The sequence below is a fragment of the Candidatus Pelagibacter sp. PS_44 genome, from assembly GCF_059417735.1.
The window spans coordinates 648,281-666,380 of sequence record NZ_CM182063.1; the positions used below are offsets into that span (position 1 = coordinate 648,281).

Below are 18,100 nucleotides of genomic sequence, written 5' to 3' on the forward strand. Positions count from 1 at the left end.
ATGACTATTAAGTTCGAAAAAATAAATAATTCAATAATTAAATGTAAAAAATGTCCTCGCTTAATTAGTTATAGTAAAAAAATTTCAAAAGACAAAAGAAAGCAAAATATTAATGAAATTTATTGGGGAAAACCTGTGCCCGGGTTTGGTGACATTAATGGCAAATTAATGATTATTGGACTTGCTCCTGCAGCACATGGAGGAACAAGAACAGGTAGGGCTTTTACTGGGGATAAGTCGGGTGATTTTTTATTTAATTGTCTCTATAAAGTTCAAATTTCAAATCAACCTAAATCTACAAACATCAATGATGGTTTAAAATTAAAAAATACTTACATCACAAACATACTTAAGTGTGTTCCCCCAGAAGATAAGCCCTTAAAAAGTGAGTTGGATAATTGTTCAAGTTATTTTGATTATGAAATTAAAAATTTAAAAAAATTGAAGGTAATTTTAACTCTAGGAAAGATAGCTTTTGATAATTGCATTAAATTTTATAATAAAAGTTATAAATTTGAAAAAAAATTAAAATTCAAGCATGGAGCAAAATATAAGCTGCCAGATGGGAGGACTTTAATTGCAAGCTATCATCCGAGTCCAAGAAATGTAAATACTAAAGTTATTAATACAAAAAAAATGATTTCATTATTAAGAAAAGCTAAAAAATTATTTAAACTTTAATACTGTCACAAAAATAAGGTTTTAAATCTTCAAATAAACTTCCTGGAATTTTCATAGGTTTTCCTTCTTCATTAACAAAGACCAAATGAACTTTAGCTTTTGTTATCAAATCTTCATCCCTACTAATAAATTGATTCATAAAAAACGAGGTTTTTGTAACTGACTTTATAAAAGATCTCACTTTAAGTTGATCCTCAAGATATGAGGGTTTTATGTATTCTATATTGCATGACTTTACTATTATTAAAGCTCCAAATTTTTCTTTTATCTTTTTATTACTGAAACCAAGTTCGACTAAGGCTTCAGTTCTAGCTCTTTCAAGAAATTTTAGATAATTTGCATAATAAACTACACCCCCCGCATCTGTGTCTTCATAATAAACTTTTAAATCATAAAAAAAATTTTCATGCATGTAATTATACTAACAAAAAAAATGATTTTTAACATCAAAGTAAGATATAATAATGATAATGAAAGTTTATATAATTTGGCTAACTGCCGTTATAGCTTGGAATTTCATGGTGCCAGGAGCAACACCATTAGAAGATGTGGTTGTTGCTGTACTTTTGTCGTTAATGAGTATGTTTCTTAAAAAAAAACTTTAAATCAAATTTATTTATCTGAAAAATAAATATTTTGATAATACGATATTGCTTTTAGTTTTGAATTATCGGTATCAGTCATTATTGCTACACCTGAAATATTATCAACATCTAAACCATGTAACTTCATAAAATCTTCTTTAACATTGGCTTTAACTGTAACCCATGTATTAGGTTTATCGATTGTAGTTGACAAAACATAGTCAATAGATTTTTTTGTGTACGGACTAGGCCAATTTTGATCAATTATATTATTGCTTGAAAATACGTAGTTAATTGCTCTATTTGACAGGGGTGTTGCTCCTGTTTTTTTAATTACAAAAACACGTGCTGCATAATCATGACCTTTTTTACTGTTTTCAATTATCCCTGAAAGATCTTTTTCAACTTTCCAAGTAATATTAATAAATGGTGTTTTATTTAAATCTATTTCTATTTCCTTACCAAGTCCTGAGCCTACCCCTTCAGCTTCAGCTTTGATATAAGCACCATTCTCATTAGACCCAAGTGTCCATTTGGTTTCTCCTTTGACCTTTTTTACTTGTAGATTCTTGAACTCTTCATCCGTAAATTCAAATACCCTAATATTTTCAGCAACAGTACTGGTTGAAAATAGAATTAATGTTAGAAATAAAATTAAAAAATTTTTTATCATTGCAGTCTATATAGCTATTGTATTTCAAAAAACAATATTTGAACAAAATTTAAACATTTAAAAATCAACTTTAGGTATTAATTCTAATGATATGAAAATAATTTCTATATTTTTCCTTTTAGTCTATTGGTCGGTAATACTGCTGGCACCTGTCATTTCTAAAGAACAAAAAATTTACAAGACTGAGACCAAAATAACCCTAAATAAGCTTAATAAGTAGATCTACCACCACTAATATCAAATACTGCTGCTGTAGAAAATGAATTTTCTTCAGAGGATAACCAGCAAACTAATGAAGTAAACTCTTCAATTTCTAGAAATCTACCTCTTGGAACTTTTGATAACATCCTAGCAACGTGTTCCTTTGACATTTGGTCTAAGATTCTAGTTTTTGCACCAGCTGGCGTTATTGCATTAACAGCAATATTTTTATCAGCTAATTCTTTGCCTAGTGATTTAGTTAGACCAATAGCCCCTGCTTTTGCTGAACTATAAGCGCTCGCATTTGCATTCCCATCTTTGCCAGCAACTGAAGCAACGTTAACAATCCTTCCATAGTTATTCTTGATCATATTGGGAACAATGCATTTGCAGCAATTAAAAGTGCCCATTAAATTAATCTGAACTATCTTATTCCATTCATCAACATCGTAGTCCCACAGAGATGAGGTTGAGCCAGTAATACCAGCATTATTAATTAAAATGTCAATATTAGATATTTTTGTTATTTGGTCTACGGTATTTTTAACATTACTAAAATTAGATACATCCACTACATTATATGCAAGGTTTGGATTGTTTATTTCTTTTACAGCTTTTTGTAATTCTTTTTCATCAATATCCCAGATTATAGTTTTTACGCCAGAATTTAAAAATCTCTTTGCAATATCTAGACCGAAACCTTGGGCGCCACCAGTAATTATTGCAGTTCTATTTTTAAGATCAAATTGATGCATTAAGATTTTTTACTAGCGATAAGATAATAAGTTAAAGAAGAGATAAAAGTGCCAATTATCCAAGAATAAGAATGAAAGATCATTAAGCTTTCATTCCAAATTGTAGAAGCAGAAAAGATAAAGCCTAAAAACAAAGAATAAAGACCTCTTAAATTCCAACCATTTGAATAAAAATATAGCCCATCGGTATTTGATGAAAAAATTTGTCTATTGTCTAAATTAGTTTCTTTAACAAAGTAATAGTCAATAATTATAAGTCCAAATATTGGTCCAAAAAAAGAGCTTAGAGTATCAATAAATGCTAAAATGCCAATCTGACTTAATAAAGGTAACCAAAAAATACCAATTATAAAACCAATGCAACCAATTATGATTGCTGAACTTCTTAAATTTAGAACACTTGGAATAAAATTTATTAGTGAATTTTGAGTTGGAATATAATTTGCAATTAAATTAGTTGAAGCAGATGAAAAAATAATAAAAAATAAAACAATCACAGTTAATTGTATATTATCGATCTTACCCACTATATCAGTTGGGTTTGTTAAAATTCTTTCCATAAGTTCCAAATTTTTATTTAGAAAAATATCTACCCCAATGACAATAAAAACTGTAAAAAAAGAAAATAATAATAAATTTAATAATAGGCTTAAGTTGCCTTTTTTTAATTCCTTTTCGTCTTTAACATATCTGCTAAAGTCTCCATAATTTACAATTATAACAGAAAAATATGCAAAAACTGTTCCAACCACAGCAATTAATGGAGCTATATTGGTTTTATCAAATAGATTATTTATAGAAAAAATATCAACAAAAGCTGAACTTATAACTTTAACGTCATAGAGCAATACAACTAAAAAAAATATTAACATCCCACTATAAACAGTAATTGCTGAAAATTTTATTATACTTCTATTAAATTGATGGCTTTTGCTAAATAAAAAAAGCTGCAAACTAATTGTAAAAATAAAAGCAATCCAATCGATTAAATTTAATCCTAAAATAAAAATTAAAAAAATATCTTCATCAAGAAAAGAGCTATCAATAGAAAAAATTGAAATCCTAATCAGGTAACTAAAAAGTTTTGATAAAAAATAAGTTTGAATGCCGAACATAAAGATGCCAACAATTCCTCTTATTAAAGCAAAATATTTAGCTCCATTAATTCCAAGAGCGCTTCTTAAAATTACTGGAAACGGTAATCCATATTTTTGGGAGGGTTTACCGATTAAATTTGCAAAAAAATAAACAATTATAGATGCAATTAAACTACCAAATAAAACTACAAATATATTAAGTTCATAAACTAAATAAAGAGAAGCAATTAAAGAAAAAGCAATTACACTTTGAATATTACATCCCCAAAAATAAAATAACTCTTTCCAAGTCCAATTTTTGTCATTGGGATTAACACTAACTAACTCCCAGTTTATTAAAGCATTGTTTGATTTGATTTGATTCACTAGTTTTATAATAAACTAATAAATACTACTGTCCATATAGATAGGTTGGTAGCCATAAAGCAATTTGTGGAAATACTATTATTAAAATAAGTCCAATAACTTGAATCACCATAAATTGCATCATTCCATAATAAATATCTTTAAGATCCCATTCTGGAACTACACCTTTTAAGAAATAAGCAGATAGAGCTACAGGTGGTGAGAGCCATGCGGTCTGTAGATTAACTGCAACAAGTATTGCAAACCAAGTTAAATTAAATCCTAGAGCTTCAACTAATGGTATAATTATTGGAACTATAATCATTACTATTGGTACCCATTCTAAAGGCCAACCTAATAAGAAAATTATAACCATAATCATACCAAGGATTAAATATCTATTCATTTCTAAACTTAGTAAAAATTCAGTTAAAAGCATCGGTGTTCCTAATCTAGAAAACACTGCTCCAAAAAAATTTGATGCTGCAACCAATACCATTATCAAAGCTGAAATTTCTAGAGTTTTAACTAAAGCCTCTTGTAACTTTTTAAAAGTTAATTTTCTATAAGCGACCGCTAAAAGCAAGGATCCCATTGCACCACAGCCTGCAGCTTCAGTTGGAGTTGCAAAACCAAATAAAATACTTCCTAGCGCAGCGAAGACTAAGGCAGCTGGTGGAACTAGTCCTAGAAAGAATTCTATCCAAACTGCTTTCATGCTAGTAGCTCTCAACTCAACTGGTAAAACCGGTCCAAGACTTGGGTCAATCCAACATCTAATTGTTGTGTAAGCCGCATATAAGGTTGCTAATAATATTCCAGGAATAATTGCTGCAGCAAAGAGGTCTGTTACTGGAATTTCCATTATTGGACCCATCACAACTAACATAATGCTTGGTGGTATTAGAATACCCAGTGTACCACCAGCTGTAATTGTTCCAGCGGCCAATCTCACATTATAACCTGATTTATTCATAGATTTGGCTGCCATTATTCCAAGTATAGTTACAGATGCACCAACAATTCCTGTGGCAGCTGCAAAAACAACTGATACAAAAAGAACAGCATAATATAAAGAGCCTCTTACTTTAGAAAGCATTAGCTGAAATGCTGAAAATAATCTCTCCATCAAACCAGCCTGCTCCATCATAATTCCCATAAAAACAAAGAGGGGAACAGCAGCCAAAGTTTGCTCTGTCATGACCATAGAAAACTGCAGGGTCATTAAATAAAATACTAATTTACCAAATCCAAGGTATCCAAAAACAAATCCAAGGAATATTAAAGTAAATGAAATTGGAAAACCTACAAAAATAGAGAACAACATTACTCCTATTAAAATGAAACCTAAGACAGCTGGATCCATAAATTCAGCTAACATTATTTTTGTTCTCCTGGCCACTTACCTTTAGTTGCGGCCCAATAGCTTTTTAATAATTCAGATACACCTTGAACTAATAAAAATATAATTCCTAAAAATAAACATGCTTTAATTGGCCACATATATGGCATCCAAGCAGTGTCCATCCCTTTTTCACCTCTCATTATAGATTCTTGTAAAAACCCAGTCGACATATACAAAAATACGCTTAATCCAGGAAAATAAAATATAAGGTATAACCAGAAATCTATTCTACCTTGGTTTTTAGTTTTAAAATTTCTGTATAAAAAATCAGCTCTTATATGAACACCTTTTGATAAAGCATAACCAGCACCAAGCATGAATAGAGCTCCATACATAAATCTACTCATGTCATACGCCCACATTGTAGGAGCATTAAAAAGTTTTCTTGCTAAAACCTCATAAACCATCGCAAATATTAAAGGGATGGTGATCCAACAAACCACATTACCAATCCACTTACTTGCTAAATCAATTTTTGTAATAGTTAATGCCATCCATTTTGGCATATCGTCAGGCATTGATCCTGAACCACCTCGCCTTTCAGCTATCATTTCATCAGATATATCTAATTTGGTAGGTTCGTTTGCCATAATAAATTCTCTAAAAAAAAACTAAAGCGGATCGTTAAATCCGCTTTAGTTATATTTATTTTTTTTTAAATACTACTTTAATGTTTCAGCGTGAGCCATTCCTAGCTTAGCGTTAGACATTTGAGATCCAGACCAGAAAGGCACTGCAATATCAGCAAATGCTTTTTGAGAGTCCCAAACTTTTTTAAAGAATTTGTTCTCATTAGCATTTTTTTCTAAACTTGCTTTTGCAGCAGCCATATATGCTGGGAAATAATCAGCTGGGGTATCATGTAAAATCACACCGTGTTTTCCAGTCAACTCAGCTAGAGCTTTTCCGTTTTCATATATTCTGTAACTCATTGATTTTGATAAAGATGCATTCGCAGCAACTTCTAAAGCTTTTTTCTCTAAAGCAGACATCTTTTTGTATTTAGAGCCTGTAATATAGAAGTCAGCATTTACTACTACTTGGTGAAGACCTTGTAGGTAGTAATGTTTTAGAACTTTCTGGAAACCGAATGTCATGTCAGGTTTTGGACAACACCATTCAGCAGCATCAATTGTTCCTGCTTCAAGAGCTGGAAGAATATCTCCACCACCCATTGCAACAGAAGCTACACCGATATCTTTATAAGTTTGTCCTGGAATTCCCGGAGGAGTTCTGAACTTATACTTTCTAAAGTCAGCCATGCTATTAATTGGCTCTTTGAACCAACCTAAAGCTTCAGGGCCTACTGGTTGTAACATAAATCCTTTGATGTCTCTTCCCATCTCAGACCATAGTTGGTCGTAAAGTTCTTTACCACCACCGTATTGGAACCAAGATAAAAATGCGATGTTATCGATACCAACACCTGCACCTGCTACTGGCGAACCAAATAACATAGCTGCTGGGTGATCACCTGACCAGTAGTGAGTCCAAGCAAAACCACAATCGATTAATCCTTTATCAACTGCATCTAAAGTTTCTTTTACACCTACTACAGCGCCTGCTGGCATAATTTCGAACTTAAGTGATCCACCAGTTAATTCTGTTACTGTGTCAGTGAAATCTTTTAACATTACCACTTCATCAGCTTTTGAACTAATTACTGTTTGACACTTAAGAGTTTGTGCGGATGCACCTGTTACTGTCATTACAGTAAGTAGAAGTGATCCAACGAACAAAGATATTATTTTTTTCATATTAATATTTCCTTCTTATTGTGTTTTTTTATGTACGGGACCTTCTCAAAAAATTTAATTAGAAACAAGTGCTAATATAAAAAAAAACTAAGTTATTTTCATTGCTAACGCTAGTATTTTATTTTTTTAGATATTATAAGACCTAAGTCATGGACAAATTCGATTTTATCATACTTGGAGCTGGTTCAGCAGGTTGTGTACTAGCAAACAGATTGTCTGAAAATCCTCATCATAAAGTTCTTTTAATTGAAGCTGGTGGCAAAGATAATTATCCATGGATTCATATACCAGTTGGTTATTTTAAAACTATGCACAATCCAAATGTGGATTGGTGTTACAACACTGAGCCGGATGAAACTATGAACAATAGATCTATTAGATATCCAAGAGGTAAAACTTTGGGTGGCAGTTCATCTATTAATGGTTTGCTTTATATAAGAGGACAGCACAGAGATTATGATATTTGGAGACAGTTAGGAAATAAGGGTTGGAGTTGGAATGATGTTTTGCCTTATTTTATTAAAGCTGAAAATCAAGAAAGAGGTAAAAATGAATATCATGGTGTTGGGGGACCTCTTTCAATTTCAAATCAAAGAATGAGTTTACCTTTATTAAATGAATTTAGAAATGCAGCAGAAGAGTTTGGAATTCCAAAAACAGATGATTTTAATACAGGCAACAATCATGGTTGTGGTTATTATCAAGTTACAGAAAAAGATGGATTTAGATGTAGTACAGCCGTTGGATATTTAAATCCAATTAAAAAAAGATCTAATTTAAAAATAATTATAAATGCACATATAAAAAAAATAAATTTTGAAAATAAAATTGCTAAAGAAGTTGAGTACTGGGTTGATAATAAGTTATTTACTGTCGGTGCTGATAAAGAAATTATCTTATCATCAGGGGCAATTGGATCTCCACAACTTTTACAAGTTTCTGGTATTGGAGACTCAAATAAACTTAAAAAATTAGGTATTGAAATAGTTCATGAATTGAAGGGTGTTGGTGAAAATTTACAGGATCATTTAATGTTTAGACCTATTTATAAAATTCAAAATTTAAAATCTCTTAATAAAAAGATTAATAGTCTTTTTGGAAATTTATTAATTGGGTTAGAATATGTTTTTAATAGAAGCGGTCCAATGACTATAGGAGCCAGTCAACTTGGGATGTTTGCTAAAAGTGATCCTTCAATAGAATTACCTGATTTGCAATGGCATGTTCAACCTATGAGCATGGATACTTTAGGTGCAACTAAAAATCACGATTTCCATGCATTCACTCCTACTGTTTCCAATATAAGACCAACTAGTAGAGGACATATAAGTATTGTAGATAAAGACTCTCGAACTTACGCAAAAATAAAAATGAACTATCTATCAACTGATGAAGACAGAAGGATTGCAGCAGCTGGTCTTAAATTGACTAGAAAAATTGTTTTAGAATCAGAAACATTTAAAAAATATCACCCAGAAGAATATAGGCCTGGAATTCATTTAAATGAGGATGAAGAAATTTTAAAAGCTGCAGCAGACTATGCACAAACAATATTTCACCCAGTTGGTACTTGTAAAATGGGAAATGATGATAGTGCAGTAGTTACAGATCAATTAAAGGTTCATGGTATTAATAATTTAAGAGTAATTGATGCTTCAATCATGCCCAACATTACTTCTGGAAATACTAACGCACCTACAATAATGATTGCAGAAAAAGGTGCCGATATGATACTAAACAATTGATGTTTGCTGAATTGATAAGTCCAGAACAGCTAGTTATTTTAACTCAAATTATTTTTATTGATTTAGTTTTAGCAGGAGACAATGCCATTATTATTGGAATGGTTGCTTCTAAATTTCCACCCGAACAAAGAAAAAAAGTAATTTTTTGGGGAATAGGTGGTGCGGTAATTTTAAGAATAATCTTAACCATGTTAACAGCTTATTTATTGCAAATAACAGGATTAAGATTGATAGGAGGATTACTTCTTCTTTACATAGTCTACAAACTCTACACAGACGTAATCAAAGGTCAGTCAAGTGATGAAGATATTAAAGTAGATAATTCAAGCTTTATGAAAGCTATATGGACTGTTTTACTTGCTGATTTTACAATGAGTTTGGATAATGTTTTAGGTGTAGCTGGTGCTGCAGGTGATCACTATGTATTATTAGTATTTGGTTTAGCTTTATCAATAATTCTTATGGCAACAGCTGCCACTGTAATTTCAAGATGGATTAATGAATATAAATGGATAGCCTGGATTGGTTTAATTGCTATACTGGTTGTTGCAATCGAATTAATTTATACTGATTTAAAATTATTTATTTAAATGTACTTACAAAAAATAAACCTTAAAAACAAATATGCATTAGTTACAGGTGCTGGTAAAGGATTGGGAAGAGCCTGCTCTATCGCTCTTGCTGAAGCTGGAGCTACAATAATTGCATTAAGCAGAACACAATCGGATCTTGATAAGCTTGAAAAAGAAATAAAAAAGTTAAAAGGTAAAGTTATCAAAGTTAATTGTGACGTAATGAATTACAAAGAATTAAAAGAAAATCTAGATAAAATTAAAATCATAGATGTTTTGGTTAATAATGCTGGGACAAATATTCCAGAACCTTTTGAAAAAATTAAACAAGAAAGCATGCATTACTTAGTAGATTTAAATCTAAAAGCTGCTTTTAATGTTGCTCAATTAGTTGTTAAAAAAATGCTAAAGAATAAAAAAAGAGGTGGGTCAATTATTAATATGTCCTCTCAACTTGGTCATGTTGGAATGGCTGGTAGAAATATTTATAATATGACAAAATTTGGTATTGAGGGTTTAACTAAAGGGATGGGTGTTGAGCTTGCAAAAAATAATATTAGAGTAAATACGGTGGCCCCTACTTTTGTAGAAACACCAATGGTTAAAAGATTTTTTAAAAATAAAGCATTTAAAAAACTTGCTTTAGGAAATATCCCAATAGGCAGAGCAGCAACAGAAAGTGATATTGCAACAAGTGTTTGTTTTTTAGCTTCATCTGCTTCATCTATGATTACAGGAACATCTATAATAATAGATGGTGGTTGGACTGCTCAATAATGTCTAGATTGCTAATATTAATAGCAATTTTTTTTACAACCCAATCTTTTGCGTTAGAATTTCAGGGAAAATTCATTCAAGGACATTACATTATTGGAAAAACTGAACCTGGTACTTTAATTTTAGTAGATAAGAAAAAAGTTAAAGTCTCAAAAGATGGTTATTTTGCATTTGGAATTGAAAAAGATAGAAAATTTGACATCATAATTACTGAAAACAATAAAGATATCATAAAAAAGATTCAAAAGAGGAAATATAATATTCAAAAAATAGAAGGTCTGCCTAAAAAAAAAGTTACTCCTCCTAAAGAATTCTATGAAAGAATAAAAAGAGAAAATAAATTAATTGCTGATGCAAGAGAAATAGAAAGTGACTTACAGTTTTTTAAGGAAAAATTTATTATTCCAGTTGATGATGCAATAATTACCGGTGTTTATGGTAGTCAAAGAATTTTAAATGGTATACCCAAATGGCCACACTATGGTTTAGATTTTGCTCAAAAAAAAGGTACTCCTATTAAAGCAATGAATAACGGTATAGTTACTTTGGCTGAAAAAGACTTGTTTTATACTGGTGCTACTTTAATTTTTGATCACGGCCATGGTGTTTCAACTCTCTACATGCATATGGATGAAATTTTTGTAAATGTAGGTGATCACGTTAAAAAAGGAGACATCATCGCAACTGTTGGTTCCTCTGGTAGATCAACTGGACCTCATCTCGATGTAAGACTTAATTGGTTTGGTACTAGACTAGATCCTGCAACTATATTAAACATTCAATAATGAAAAAAACCTTATTAGAAAAATCAGCAGATAAATTAGTTAATGCCTTTGTAAACAATAAAATAATTGCTCCTCTTCCAGCAAAATTTACAAAAAAATTAGGTGAAGCTCAAAAACTAAGAAAATTATGTGAGAGTAAAATTAAAGATCCAATAATTGGATTTAAAGCTGCGGGTACTGGAATACCTGTAATGAAAAAACTTAAAGAAAAGAAACCTTTCTACGCTGCAATCTTTAAAAAGAATTTTATCAAAAGTGGAAAAAAAGTGAAAATTAACAAATCTACTTTAGGTATAGAGCTTGAGGTTTGCTACTTAATTAAAAAAAATTTTTTCTCATCTAAGAGATCAATTACTATGAAAAACGTAACAAAGTACATTTCATATATGGCTCCTTGTATTGAGGTTATAGGTTATAGACAAAAGAAAAAAGGCATAACTAGCTTTGGTGATTTATGTAGTGATTTTGGTGCTAACGTTAAATTTTTGATTGGTCAAAAGAAGAAATACAAAAGAATAAAAATTGGAAACTTAAAGACAAATATTACTAATAAAAAAATTGGGCAAAGTGTTAATGGAAATACAAATACTGTTTATATAAATCCACTTAATTCACTTAGATTTGTTTTGAATGAATTAAAAAAAGATAAAGTAAATCTTGATAAAGATTTTTATGTATTCACTGGATCAACTGTTGGGGTTGTGCCAATTTTAGGTAAAGGTCTTTACACTGGAAAAGTAGATCAACTTGGATCTGCCAAAGCAATTATTCATTAATTTTTAAAAAATTTATTAATGGCGTTACACTTTAGTAAACAAGAATTTGAAAAAAGAAAACTAGCAACATTAAAGTCTATGAAAGAGCAAAATCTTGATGCTCTTTTAATGTTCAGACAAGAATCTATGTTTTGGCTCACAGGTTATGACACCTTTGGCTATGTTTTTTTTCAAACTTTAATATTAGACCATAAAGGAAATATTATTCTTTTAACAAGAGCTCCAGATTTAAGACAGGCTCAAAACACTTCGAATATTGAAGATATAAGAATTTGGATAGATAAAGACCAGTCTAATCCAACAGATGATCTTAAAATCATCTTAAATGAACTAAATTTAAAAGATAAAAAAATTGGTATTGAGTATGAAGCTTACGGTATGACAGGTCGTAATGCTTTAAGACTTAATAAGTCACTGAAAGGTTATTGTGAAGTAGAAGATCAATCAGAATTAATTACCAAACATAGGGTTGTTAAATCTCAAGAGGAGATTGTTTATGTAAAAAAAGCTGCAGAACTTGCTGATCAAGCACTTGATGAAGCATGGAAGTATACAAAAGCTGGTGCTAGTGAAGCAAAGATTTTAGCTGAAATGCAAAGAGTAGTTTTAGAGGGTGGCGGTGACTACCCAGCAAATGAATATATAATTGGATCAGGACACAACGCATTGTTATGCAGATATCAATCTGAGAAAAGAATTTTATCTGATACTGATCAGTTAACTATTGAATGGGCTGGAACTTATAAACATTATCACTCTGCTATGTTTAGAACCATTCCGATTGGTAAAGCTGACCTCAAACATATTAAAATGCACGAAGCTTGTATTGAGGCTTTAACTAATTGTGCAAAGACTTTAATACCAGGAAAAACTGCTGGAGATGTATTTGATATACACGCTAAAACTTTTGATGATCTTGGATACAATAAAGCCAGAATGAATGCTTGTGGTTATTCATTAGGGACAACCTTCTCACCAAATTGGATGGACTGGCCAATGTTATATACAGGTAATCCATATATCATCACACCAGGCAACGTTTTCTTTATGCATATGATCTTAATGGACTCAGAAAATAAACTTGCTATGAATTTAGGGGAAACTTATTTAGTGACCGAGAATGGTAACGAAAGATTAGGAAAACAAAAGTTGGATTTAGTAGTACTATAGGTATTCAGATTCTAGTTAGGTTCAAACTCTAAAGGAAGTTAAAAGAAGACTTCTTAATAGTAATCATATTTAAATATCAGATCGAGATCTAAATCTCTCAAATATCAATCTTGTTTTAACTCCTATATTTAAAAATGGTTGTGGTGGAAGCCATGTAGGCTTACTTCTAGATTCTATTATATTAATTTCATCACTATTTTCATTACTTGCTTTAATTGCTATCTGTTCACCAAATAAAGTTCCAACTCCAATACCAGAACCATTATAGCAACCTGCTACAAAAACATTATCTTCTATTTTTTCAAAAATTTGTGAACTATTTCTAGTTCTGGATACAACCCCAGACCAACTAGATACAATAATGTCATCTGTTAAACTTGGAAATCTTTTTTTTATTCCAAGTTTTTGATTTAAAGATCTTTTATCCAGCTCTGATTTAGACATTTTAAAAGGATTATGAACTTCTGCAGTATTTCTAATTAAGATCCTTTTATCTTTTGTCATTCTAATAGTTGCACCCATTGGTCTTACAGGTAATACTCCCCACTCCCTGGGCTCACCAATGGACTTATACTCTGTATCAGTTAATGGTCTTGTCATACTTGCGGTCAAAGTTAATGGGAAATTATAATTATTTTTTATACCAAGTGATTTTAAAAAACCATTAGTACAAAAAATAATTTTTTTAGTAATTATTTTATGATTATTAAATTTACAAATAATAGTATCAATATGTTTTGACCATTCATCTAATTGAGTATTTTCTAATAGCTCAACATTATCTGGTAAAGTGTCAATCATAGCTCTGACTAATTTTCCAGGATGTAGTAAAATTCCTCCCTTAGTATAAAGTGCTAAATTATAAAAATTCGTACCCAATCTTTTACTTAAATCATCTTTATCTAAAATATCATGCTCAAAATTTAATTTTAATAAAGTTTTACTAAAATTTTCTAATATCTTTCTGTCTTTTTCATTTGATGAGGCAAAATACTTTCCACTTTCATTCCAATCACAATCTACCTGATGCTCTTTGATAAACTTTTTTACAACATCAATTCCTAATTTATAAATGTCTGTTTTCTTTTTATAATTAGAAAGTTCTTTATTTGAAGTAAAACCATCGTTAAGGGTTGTATCGACTAAATATCCTGAGTTTCTTCCACTTGCACCTTCACCTGCTAATTGGGCATCAACAATAATAATTTTTTGATTTGGGTGTAGTTCTGATAATTTTCTAGCAGCAGACAAGCCTGTATAACCAGCACCTACTATTAACCAATCACAGGATTTATCTTTATCTAAAACTTTTATATTAGACCTTCTAGCAAGATCATTAATCCAACTACAACCAGTATCATTAACTACATTCATGCAGTTAGATTATGACAGATAAGATATTTTTAAAAGATCTTAAGATACCAATGATGGTTGCTTGATCATGTCTTCTTTTTTGATCCCTGCAACTTTAACTGGTTTTTTCATAGCATCTCTTCTGAAAGGCTCTCCCAGTTCTTGGTTAAGAATTACTTCAATAAATGTTGTAATCCCTTTCTTTTGATCTTCACATGATTGTTTAAGAGCAACTGTAGTCTCTTCCATTGTACGGACTGTAACACCTTTTAAACCACAAGCATCAGCTACTTTTGCATAACTTAATTCTGGATCAAGTTCAGTGCCAACAAAATTATCATCAAACCATAAAGTAGTATTTCTTTTTTCAGCACCCCATTGGTAATTTCTAAAAATCACCATCGTAATTGCTGGCCATTCTTTTCTAGCACATGAACTCATCTCATTCATACTAATACCAAACGCACCATCACCTGCAAAACCAATTACTGGTGTATCAGGGCATCCAATTTTTGCTCCAAGAATTGCTGGAAAACCATATCCACATGGACCAAATAATCCTGGCGCTAAATATTTTCTTGGTTTTTCAAATGTAGGGTATGCATTTCCAATAGCACAATTGTTTCCAATGTCGCTTGAAATAATTACATCATCAGGCATACCTGCTTGAATTGCTCTCCATGCTTGTCTAGGAGACATTCTATCAGAGTCTCTTTTCCTAGCTTCAGCATTCCAAACTGTTCCTTTATCATCGTCTTCATGATCTAAGCTTGATAGCTCTTGCAACCAAGCAGATTTAGTTTGGTGGATTATGTTTTTTCTCTCTTCTCTATTAGTATCTCCTGCTGTTGGAGAAAGTTGAGCTAAAATTTGTTGTGATACTAATTTTGCATCTCCACAAATACCAACTGTAACTTTTTTAGTTAAACCAATTCTATCTGAATTCATATCAACTTGGATAATACTTGCATCTTTAGGCCAGTAATCCATTCCATAACCTGGCAAAGTTGAGAAAGGATTTAATCTTGTACCAAGTGCAAGAACTACATCAGCTTTTTTAATTAATTCCATTCCAGCTTTTGATCCATTATAACCTAACGGTCCTGCAGCTAATGGGTGGCTTCCTGGAAAACTATCATTATGTTGATACCCTGAACAAACTGGAGCATCTAATTTCTCAGCTAATTTTTTACAATCTTCAATCGCTCCACCAATTACAACACCTGCACCAGATAGTATTACTGGAAACTTTGCGTTTGATAATAAGTCAGCTGCTTTTTTAATTGCATCAACTCCACCTGCTTGTCTTTCAAGTCTAACAATTGGAGGAAGATCAATATCAATAACTTGTGTCCAATAATCTCTTGGTACATTTATTTGTGCAGGAGCTGATCCTCTGATCGCTTTTTCAATTACTCTATTTAATACTTCTGCCATTCTTGAAGGGTCTCTAACTTCTTCTTGATAACAAACCATATCTTTAAATAAATTCATTTGTTCTACTTCTTGGAAACCACCTTGGCCCATAGTTTTATTGGCAGCTTGAGGTGTTACCAATAATAATGGTGTGTGGTTCCAGTATGCAGTTTTAATAGGAGTAACAAGACCGGTAATTCCAGGACCATTTTGAGCAATAACCATTGACATTTTGCCAGTAGATCTTGTGTAACCATCAGCAATTAATCCACCGTTTGTTTCATGAGCAACATCCCAAAAAGTAATTCCAGCATCAGGAAAAATATCTGAAATAGGCATAAATGCAGAACCAATAATTCCGAATGCGTGTTCAATACCATGCATTTGTAAAACCTTTACAAAAGCTTCTTCAGTTGTCATTTTAGTCATAATAATTAGGCCTTCCTGCTTAAGTTTGTTAAAAAAATCTATAAATAATTTGTTAATTTTTAAGATTAATATATAAGAATTTAAAAATTTCAAACAAACAAATCGACCCAATTATGGCCACAGATATTATAATACATGATGAGAAAGACAACGTAGGAGTAGTTGTTATTGATAAAATCACTCCAAAACAAGATTGTGCATGCTGGATTATGGAGAATGATAAAACAGTTCAAATTCAATCTGTTGACGAAATTCAATTAGGACATAAAATTGCAATGGTTGATCTTAACGAAGGTGACACTATTTTGAAATATGGTCATGATATTGGAAAAGTAGTTAAATCAATCAAAAAAGGTGAGCATGTTCATGTTCATAATGTAAAAACTAAGAAGTGGTAAAAAATATGGAAATTCCAAAAAGTTTTTTAGGTTATAAAAGAGAAAATGGCAGAGTTGGTACTAGAAACCATGTGATCATCTTGCCTGTGGATGATATTTCAAACGCTTGTGCTGAAGCTGTAGCAAACAACATTAAAGGAACAATTGCCCTTCCTCACTCTTATGGAAGACTTCAATTTGGTGCTGATTTAGATTTACACTTTAGAACAATGATTGGGACTGGAAAAAACCCTAACGTTGCTGCTGTAATTGTTATTGGAATTGAACCTAAGTGGACAAAAAGAATCGTTGATGAAATTGCTAAAACTGGAAAACCTGTTGAAGGATTTCATATTGAAAGAACTGGTGATATTGGAACAATTATGAAAGCTTCTAAAAAAGCTCAAGAATTTGCAATGTGGGCTTCTGAAAAACAAAGAGAAGAATGTCCTTTAAGCGATTTATGGATTTCGGTTAAATGTGGTGAATCTGATACAACATCAGGTCTTGCTGCTAACCCAACTGTTGGAAACTTGATGGACAAATTAGAGCCATTAGGAGTTCATTTATGTTTTGGTGAAACATCAGAGTTAACTGGTGCTGAAAAAGTTTGCGCTACACGTGGTGCAACTCCAGAAGCTTCAAAAAAATTCATGAAAACGTGGAGTGATTACAACGATTTTATTTTAAAAGAAGCAACAGATGACCTTTCTGAAAGTCAACCAACTGCAGGAAATATTGCAGGTGGATTAACTACAATTGAAGAAAAAGCGTTTGGAAATTTCCAAAAAATTGGAAATTGTAAGTTTATCGATGTTTTAGAGCCAGCTGAAGAACCTACTAAAGGAAAAGGATTATACTTTATGGATACTTCATCTGCTGCAGCAGAGTGTATTACCCTTCAAGCAGCTGCTGGATTTAACATTCATTTATTCCCAACAGGTCAAGGTAATATTGTAGGTAACCCTATTGAACCAGTTGTAAAATTAACTGCCAACCCATTAACTGTAAAAGGCATGGGTGAACATATTGATTGTGATGTATCAAAAATATTATCACGTGAGATGAACATGTCTGAAGCAGGTGATGAATTAATTAAATCGATGATTAGAGTTGCTAATGGCAGATTGACTTGCGCAGAAGCTTTAGGTCATAAAGAGTTTGTTATGACTAAACTTTACAGAAGTGCTTAATAATAAAAT

The 18,100-nt window shown here is 31.5% G+C and carries 19 protein-coding genes; 10 read left to right on the top strand and 9 right to left on the bottom strand.

The window, feature by feature from the left end:
- Positions 1-681: a uracil-DNA glycosylase gene (locus AC5SLO_RS03600; RefSeq protein ID WP_494572632.1), complete on the top strand. Its 681-nt coding sequence runs from the start codon at positions 1-3 to the stop codon at positions 679-681.
- Here the strand turns inward: AC5SLO_RS03600 and AC5SLO_RS03605 are convergent.
- Complete coding sequence (locus AC5SLO_RS03605) at positions 671-1,093, bottom strand: YbgC/FadM family acyl-CoA thioesterase (protein WP_494572633.1); 423 nt, start codon at positions 1,091-1,093, stop codon at positions 671-673. The genes AC5SLO_RS03600 and AC5SLO_RS03605 overlap by 11 nt on opposite strands.
- A 58-nt stretch (positions 1,094-1,151) precedes the next feature.
- Here AC5SLO_RS03605 and AC5SLO_RS03610 point away from each other — a divergent pair, with 58 nt between their 5' ends.
- Positions 1,152-1,286 (top strand): hypothetical protein, encoded by a 135-nt coding sequence (locus AC5SLO_RS03610; protein ID WP_494572634.1) that lies wholly within the window; start codon positions 1,152-1,154, stop codon positions 1,284-1,286.
- A 7-nt stretch (positions 1,287-1,293) separates the two neighbouring features.
- On the opposite strand, the gene AC5SLO_RS03615 is transcribed toward AC5SLO_RS03610, so the two are convergent.
- From AC5SLO_RS03615 to AC5SLO_RS03640, 6 genes are all read right to left on the bottom strand, one after another.
- On the bottom strand, positions 1,294-1,938 hold the full coding sequence (locus AC5SLO_RS03615; protein WP_494572635.1) for a DUF3047 domain-containing protein: 645 nt from the start codon (positions 1,936-1,938) through the stop codon (positions 1,294-1,296).
- Positions 1,939-2,147: 209 nt separating this feature from the next.
- The gene (locus AC5SLO_RS03620) at positions 2,148-2,894 is read right to left on the bottom strand and encodes an SDR family NAD(P)-dependent oxidoreductase (protein ID WP_494572636.1); all 747 of its coding nucleotides are present in this window, start codon (positions 2,892-2,894) and stop codon (positions 2,148-2,150) included.
- Complete coding sequence (locus AC5SLO_RS03625) at positions 2,894-4,357, bottom strand: cytosine permease (RefSeq protein ID WP_494572637.1); 1,464 nt, start codon at positions 4,355-4,357, stop codon at positions 2,894-2,896. The genes AC5SLO_RS03620 and AC5SLO_RS03625 overlap by 1 nt, the downstream gene beginning before the upstream one ends.
- Before the next feature lie 25 nt (positions 4,358-4,382).
- Positions 4,383-5,717 (bottom strand): TRAP transporter large permease, encoded by a 1,335-nt coding sequence (locus tag AC5SLO_RS03630; protein WP_494572638.1) that lies wholly within the window; start codon positions 5,715-5,717, stop codon positions 4,383-4,385.
- Entirely contained in the window at positions 5,717-6,331 is a 615-nt protein-coding gene (locus AC5SLO_RS03635; RefSeq protein WP_494572639.1) for a TRAP transporter small permease subunit, read from the bottom strand. The genes AC5SLO_RS03630 and AC5SLO_RS03635 overlap by 1 nt, the downstream gene beginning before the upstream one ends.
- Before the next feature lie 72 nt (positions 6,332-6,403).
- Entirely contained in the window at positions 6,404-7,498 is a 1,095-nt protein-coding gene (locus AC5SLO_RS03640) for a TRAP transporter substrate-binding protein (RefSeq protein WP_494572640.1), read from the bottom strand.
- Between the two features lie 149 nt (positions 7,499-7,647).
- Between AC5SLO_RS03640 and AC5SLO_RS03645 the strand changes: the two genes are divergently transcribed.
- The 6 genes from AC5SLO_RS03645 to AC5SLO_RS03670 are packed head-to-tail and all read left to right on the top strand — an operon-like array spanning position 7,648 to position 13,323.
- A complete protein-coding gene (locus AC5SLO_RS03645) occupies positions 7,648-9,243 on the top strand; it encodes a GMC family oxidoreductase (RefSeq protein WP_494572641.1) in 1,596 nt (531 codons plus the stop codon).
- On the top strand, positions 9,243-9,833 hold the full coding sequence (locus AC5SLO_RS03650; protein WP_494572642.1) for a TerC family protein: 591 nt from the start codon (positions 9,243-9,245) through the stop codon (positions 9,831-9,833). The genes AC5SLO_RS03645 and AC5SLO_RS03650 overlap by 1 nt, the downstream gene beginning before the upstream one ends.
- The gene (locus tag AC5SLO_RS03655) at positions 9,834-10,592 is read left to right on the top strand and encodes an SDR family NAD(P)-dependent oxidoreductase (RefSeq protein ID WP_494572643.1); all 759 of its coding nucleotides are present in this window, start codon (positions 9,834-9,836) and stop codon (positions 10,590-10,592) included. It begins immediately after the preceding gene.
- Positions 10,592-11,377, top strand: a complete 786-nt coding sequence (locus AC5SLO_RS03660) for a M23 family metallopeptidase (RefSeq protein ID WP_494572644.1) — start codon at positions 10,592-10,594, stop codon at positions 11,375-11,377. The genes AC5SLO_RS03655 and AC5SLO_RS03660 overlap by 1 nt, the downstream gene beginning before the upstream one ends.
- Entirely contained in the window at positions 11,377-12,153 is a 777-nt protein-coding gene (locus tag AC5SLO_RS03665; RefSeq protein WP_494572645.1) for a fumarylacetoacetate hydrolase, read from the top strand. The genes AC5SLO_RS03660 and AC5SLO_RS03665 overlap by 1 nt, the downstream gene beginning before the upstream one ends.
- Positions 12,154-12,171: 18 nt before the next feature.
- The gene (locus AC5SLO_RS03670; protein ID WP_494572646.1) at positions 12,172-13,323 is read left to right on the top strand and encodes a M24 family metallopeptidase; all 1,152 of its coding nucleotides are present in this window, start codon (positions 12,172-12,174) and stop codon (positions 13,321-13,323) included.
- A gap of 69 nt (positions 13,324-13,392) precedes the next feature.
- Here the strand turns inward: AC5SLO_RS03670 and AC5SLO_RS03675 are convergent, their stop codons facing one another.
- Positions 13,393-14,697, bottom strand: coding sequence for an NAD(P)/FAD-dependent oxidoreductase (locus AC5SLO_RS03675; protein ID WP_494572647.1), 1,305 nt, complete (start codon positions 14,695-14,697; stop codon positions 13,393-13,395).
- A gap of 39 nt (positions 14,698-14,736) precedes the next feature.
- Complete coding sequence (gene xsc / locus AC5SLO_RS03680; protein WP_494572648.1) at positions 14,737-16,521, bottom strand: sulfoacetaldehyde acetyltransferase; 1,785 nt, start codon at positions 16,519-16,521, stop codon at positions 14,737-14,739.
- A 113-nt stretch (positions 16,522-16,634) separates the two neighbouring features.
- On the opposite strand from xsc, the gene AC5SLO_RS03685 reads away from it, so the two are divergent.
- Together AC5SLO_RS03685 and AC5SLO_RS03690 are read left to right on the top strand one after the other, a co-directional pair.
- Positions 16,635-16,919 (top strand): UxaA family hydrolase, encoded by a 285-nt coding sequence (locus tag AC5SLO_RS03685; protein ID WP_006997074.1) that lies wholly within the window; start codon positions 16,635-16,637, stop codon positions 16,917-16,919.
- Positions 16,920-16,924: 5 nt separating this feature from the next.
- Positions 16,925-18,091, top strand: coding sequence for a UxaA family hydrolase (locus AC5SLO_RS03690; RefSeq protein ID WP_494572649.1), 1,167 nt, complete (start codon positions 16,925-16,927; stop codon positions 18,089-18,091).
- The last annotated feature ends 9 nt before the right edge of the window (positions 18,092-18,100 follow it).

Excerpts from the sequence above, each read along its gene's own strand:
- AC5SLO_RS03660 (WP_494572644.1), top strand. The coding sequence starts at position 10,592 with ATGTCTAGATTGCTAATATTAATAGCAATTTTTTTTACAACCCAATCT.
- AC5SLO_RS03665 (WP_494572645.1), top strand. The coding sequence starts at position 11,377 with ATGAAAAAAACCTTATTAGAAAAATCAGCAGATAAATTAGTTAATGCC.
- AC5SLO_RS03630 (WP_494572638.1), bottom strand. The coding sequence starts at position 5,717 with ATGTTAGCTGAATTTATGGATCCAGCTGTCTTAGGTTTCATTTTAATA.
- AC5SLO_RS03655 (WP_494572643.1), top strand. The coding sequence starts at position 9,834 with ATGTACTTACAAAAAATAAACCTTAAAAACAAATATGCATTAGTTACA.
- AC5SLO_RS03635 (WP_494572639.1), bottom strand. The coding sequence starts at position 6,331 with ATGGCAAACGAACCTACCAAATTAGATATATCTGATGAAATGATAGCT.
- AC5SLO_RS03615 (WP_494572635.1), bottom strand. The coding sequence starts at position 1,938 with ATGATAAAAAATTTTTTAATTTTATTTCTAACATTAATTCTATTTTCA.
- AC5SLO_RS03645 (WP_494572641.1), top strand. The coding sequence starts at position 7,648 with ATGGACAAATTCGATTTTATCATACTTGGAGCTGGTTCAGCAGGTTGT.
- AC5SLO_RS03620 (WP_494572636.1), bottom strand. The coding sequence starts at position 2,894 with ATGCATCAATTTGATCTTAAAAATAGAACTGCAATAATTACTGGTGGC.
- AC5SLO_RS03605 (WP_494572633.1), bottom strand. The coding sequence starts at position 1,093 with ATGCATGAAAATTTTTTTTATGATTTAAAAGTTTATTATGAAGACACA.
- AC5SLO_RS03650 (WP_494572642.1), top strand. The coding sequence starts at position 9,243 with ATGTTTGCTGAATTGATAAGTCCAGAACAGCTAGTTATTTTAACTCAA.
- AC5SLO_RS03600 (WP_494572632.1), top strand. The coding sequence starts at position 1 with ATGACTATTAAGTTCGAAAAAATAAATAATTCAATAATTAAATGTAAA.
- AC5SLO_RS03675 (WP_494572647.1), bottom strand. The coding sequence starts at position 14,697 with ATGAATGTAGTTAATGATACTGGTTGTAGTTGGATTAATGATCTTGCT.
- AC5SLO_RS03670 (WP_494572646.1), top strand. The coding sequence starts at position 12,172 with ATGGCGTTACACTTTAGTAAACAAGAATTTGAAAAAAGAAAACTAGCA.
- AC5SLO_RS03640 (WP_494572640.1), bottom strand. The coding sequence starts at position 7,498 with ATGAAAAAAATAATATCTTTGTTCGTTGGATCACTTCTACTTACTGTA.
- AC5SLO_RS03610 (WP_494572634.1), top strand. The coding sequence starts at position 1,152 with ATGAAAGTTTATATAATTTGGCTAACTGCCGTTATAGCTTGGAATTTC.
- AC5SLO_RS03685 (WP_006997074.1), top strand. The coding sequence starts at position 16,635 with ATGGCCACAGATATTATAATACATGATGAGAAAGACAACGTAGGAGTA.
- xsc (WP_494572648.1), bottom strand. The coding sequence starts at position 16,521 with ATGACTAAAATGACAACTGAAGAAGCTTTTGTAAAGGTTTTACAAATG.
- AC5SLO_RS03690 (WP_494572649.1), top strand. The coding sequence starts at position 16,925 with ATGGAAATTCCAAAAAGTTTTTTAGGTTATAAAAGAGAAAATGGCAGA.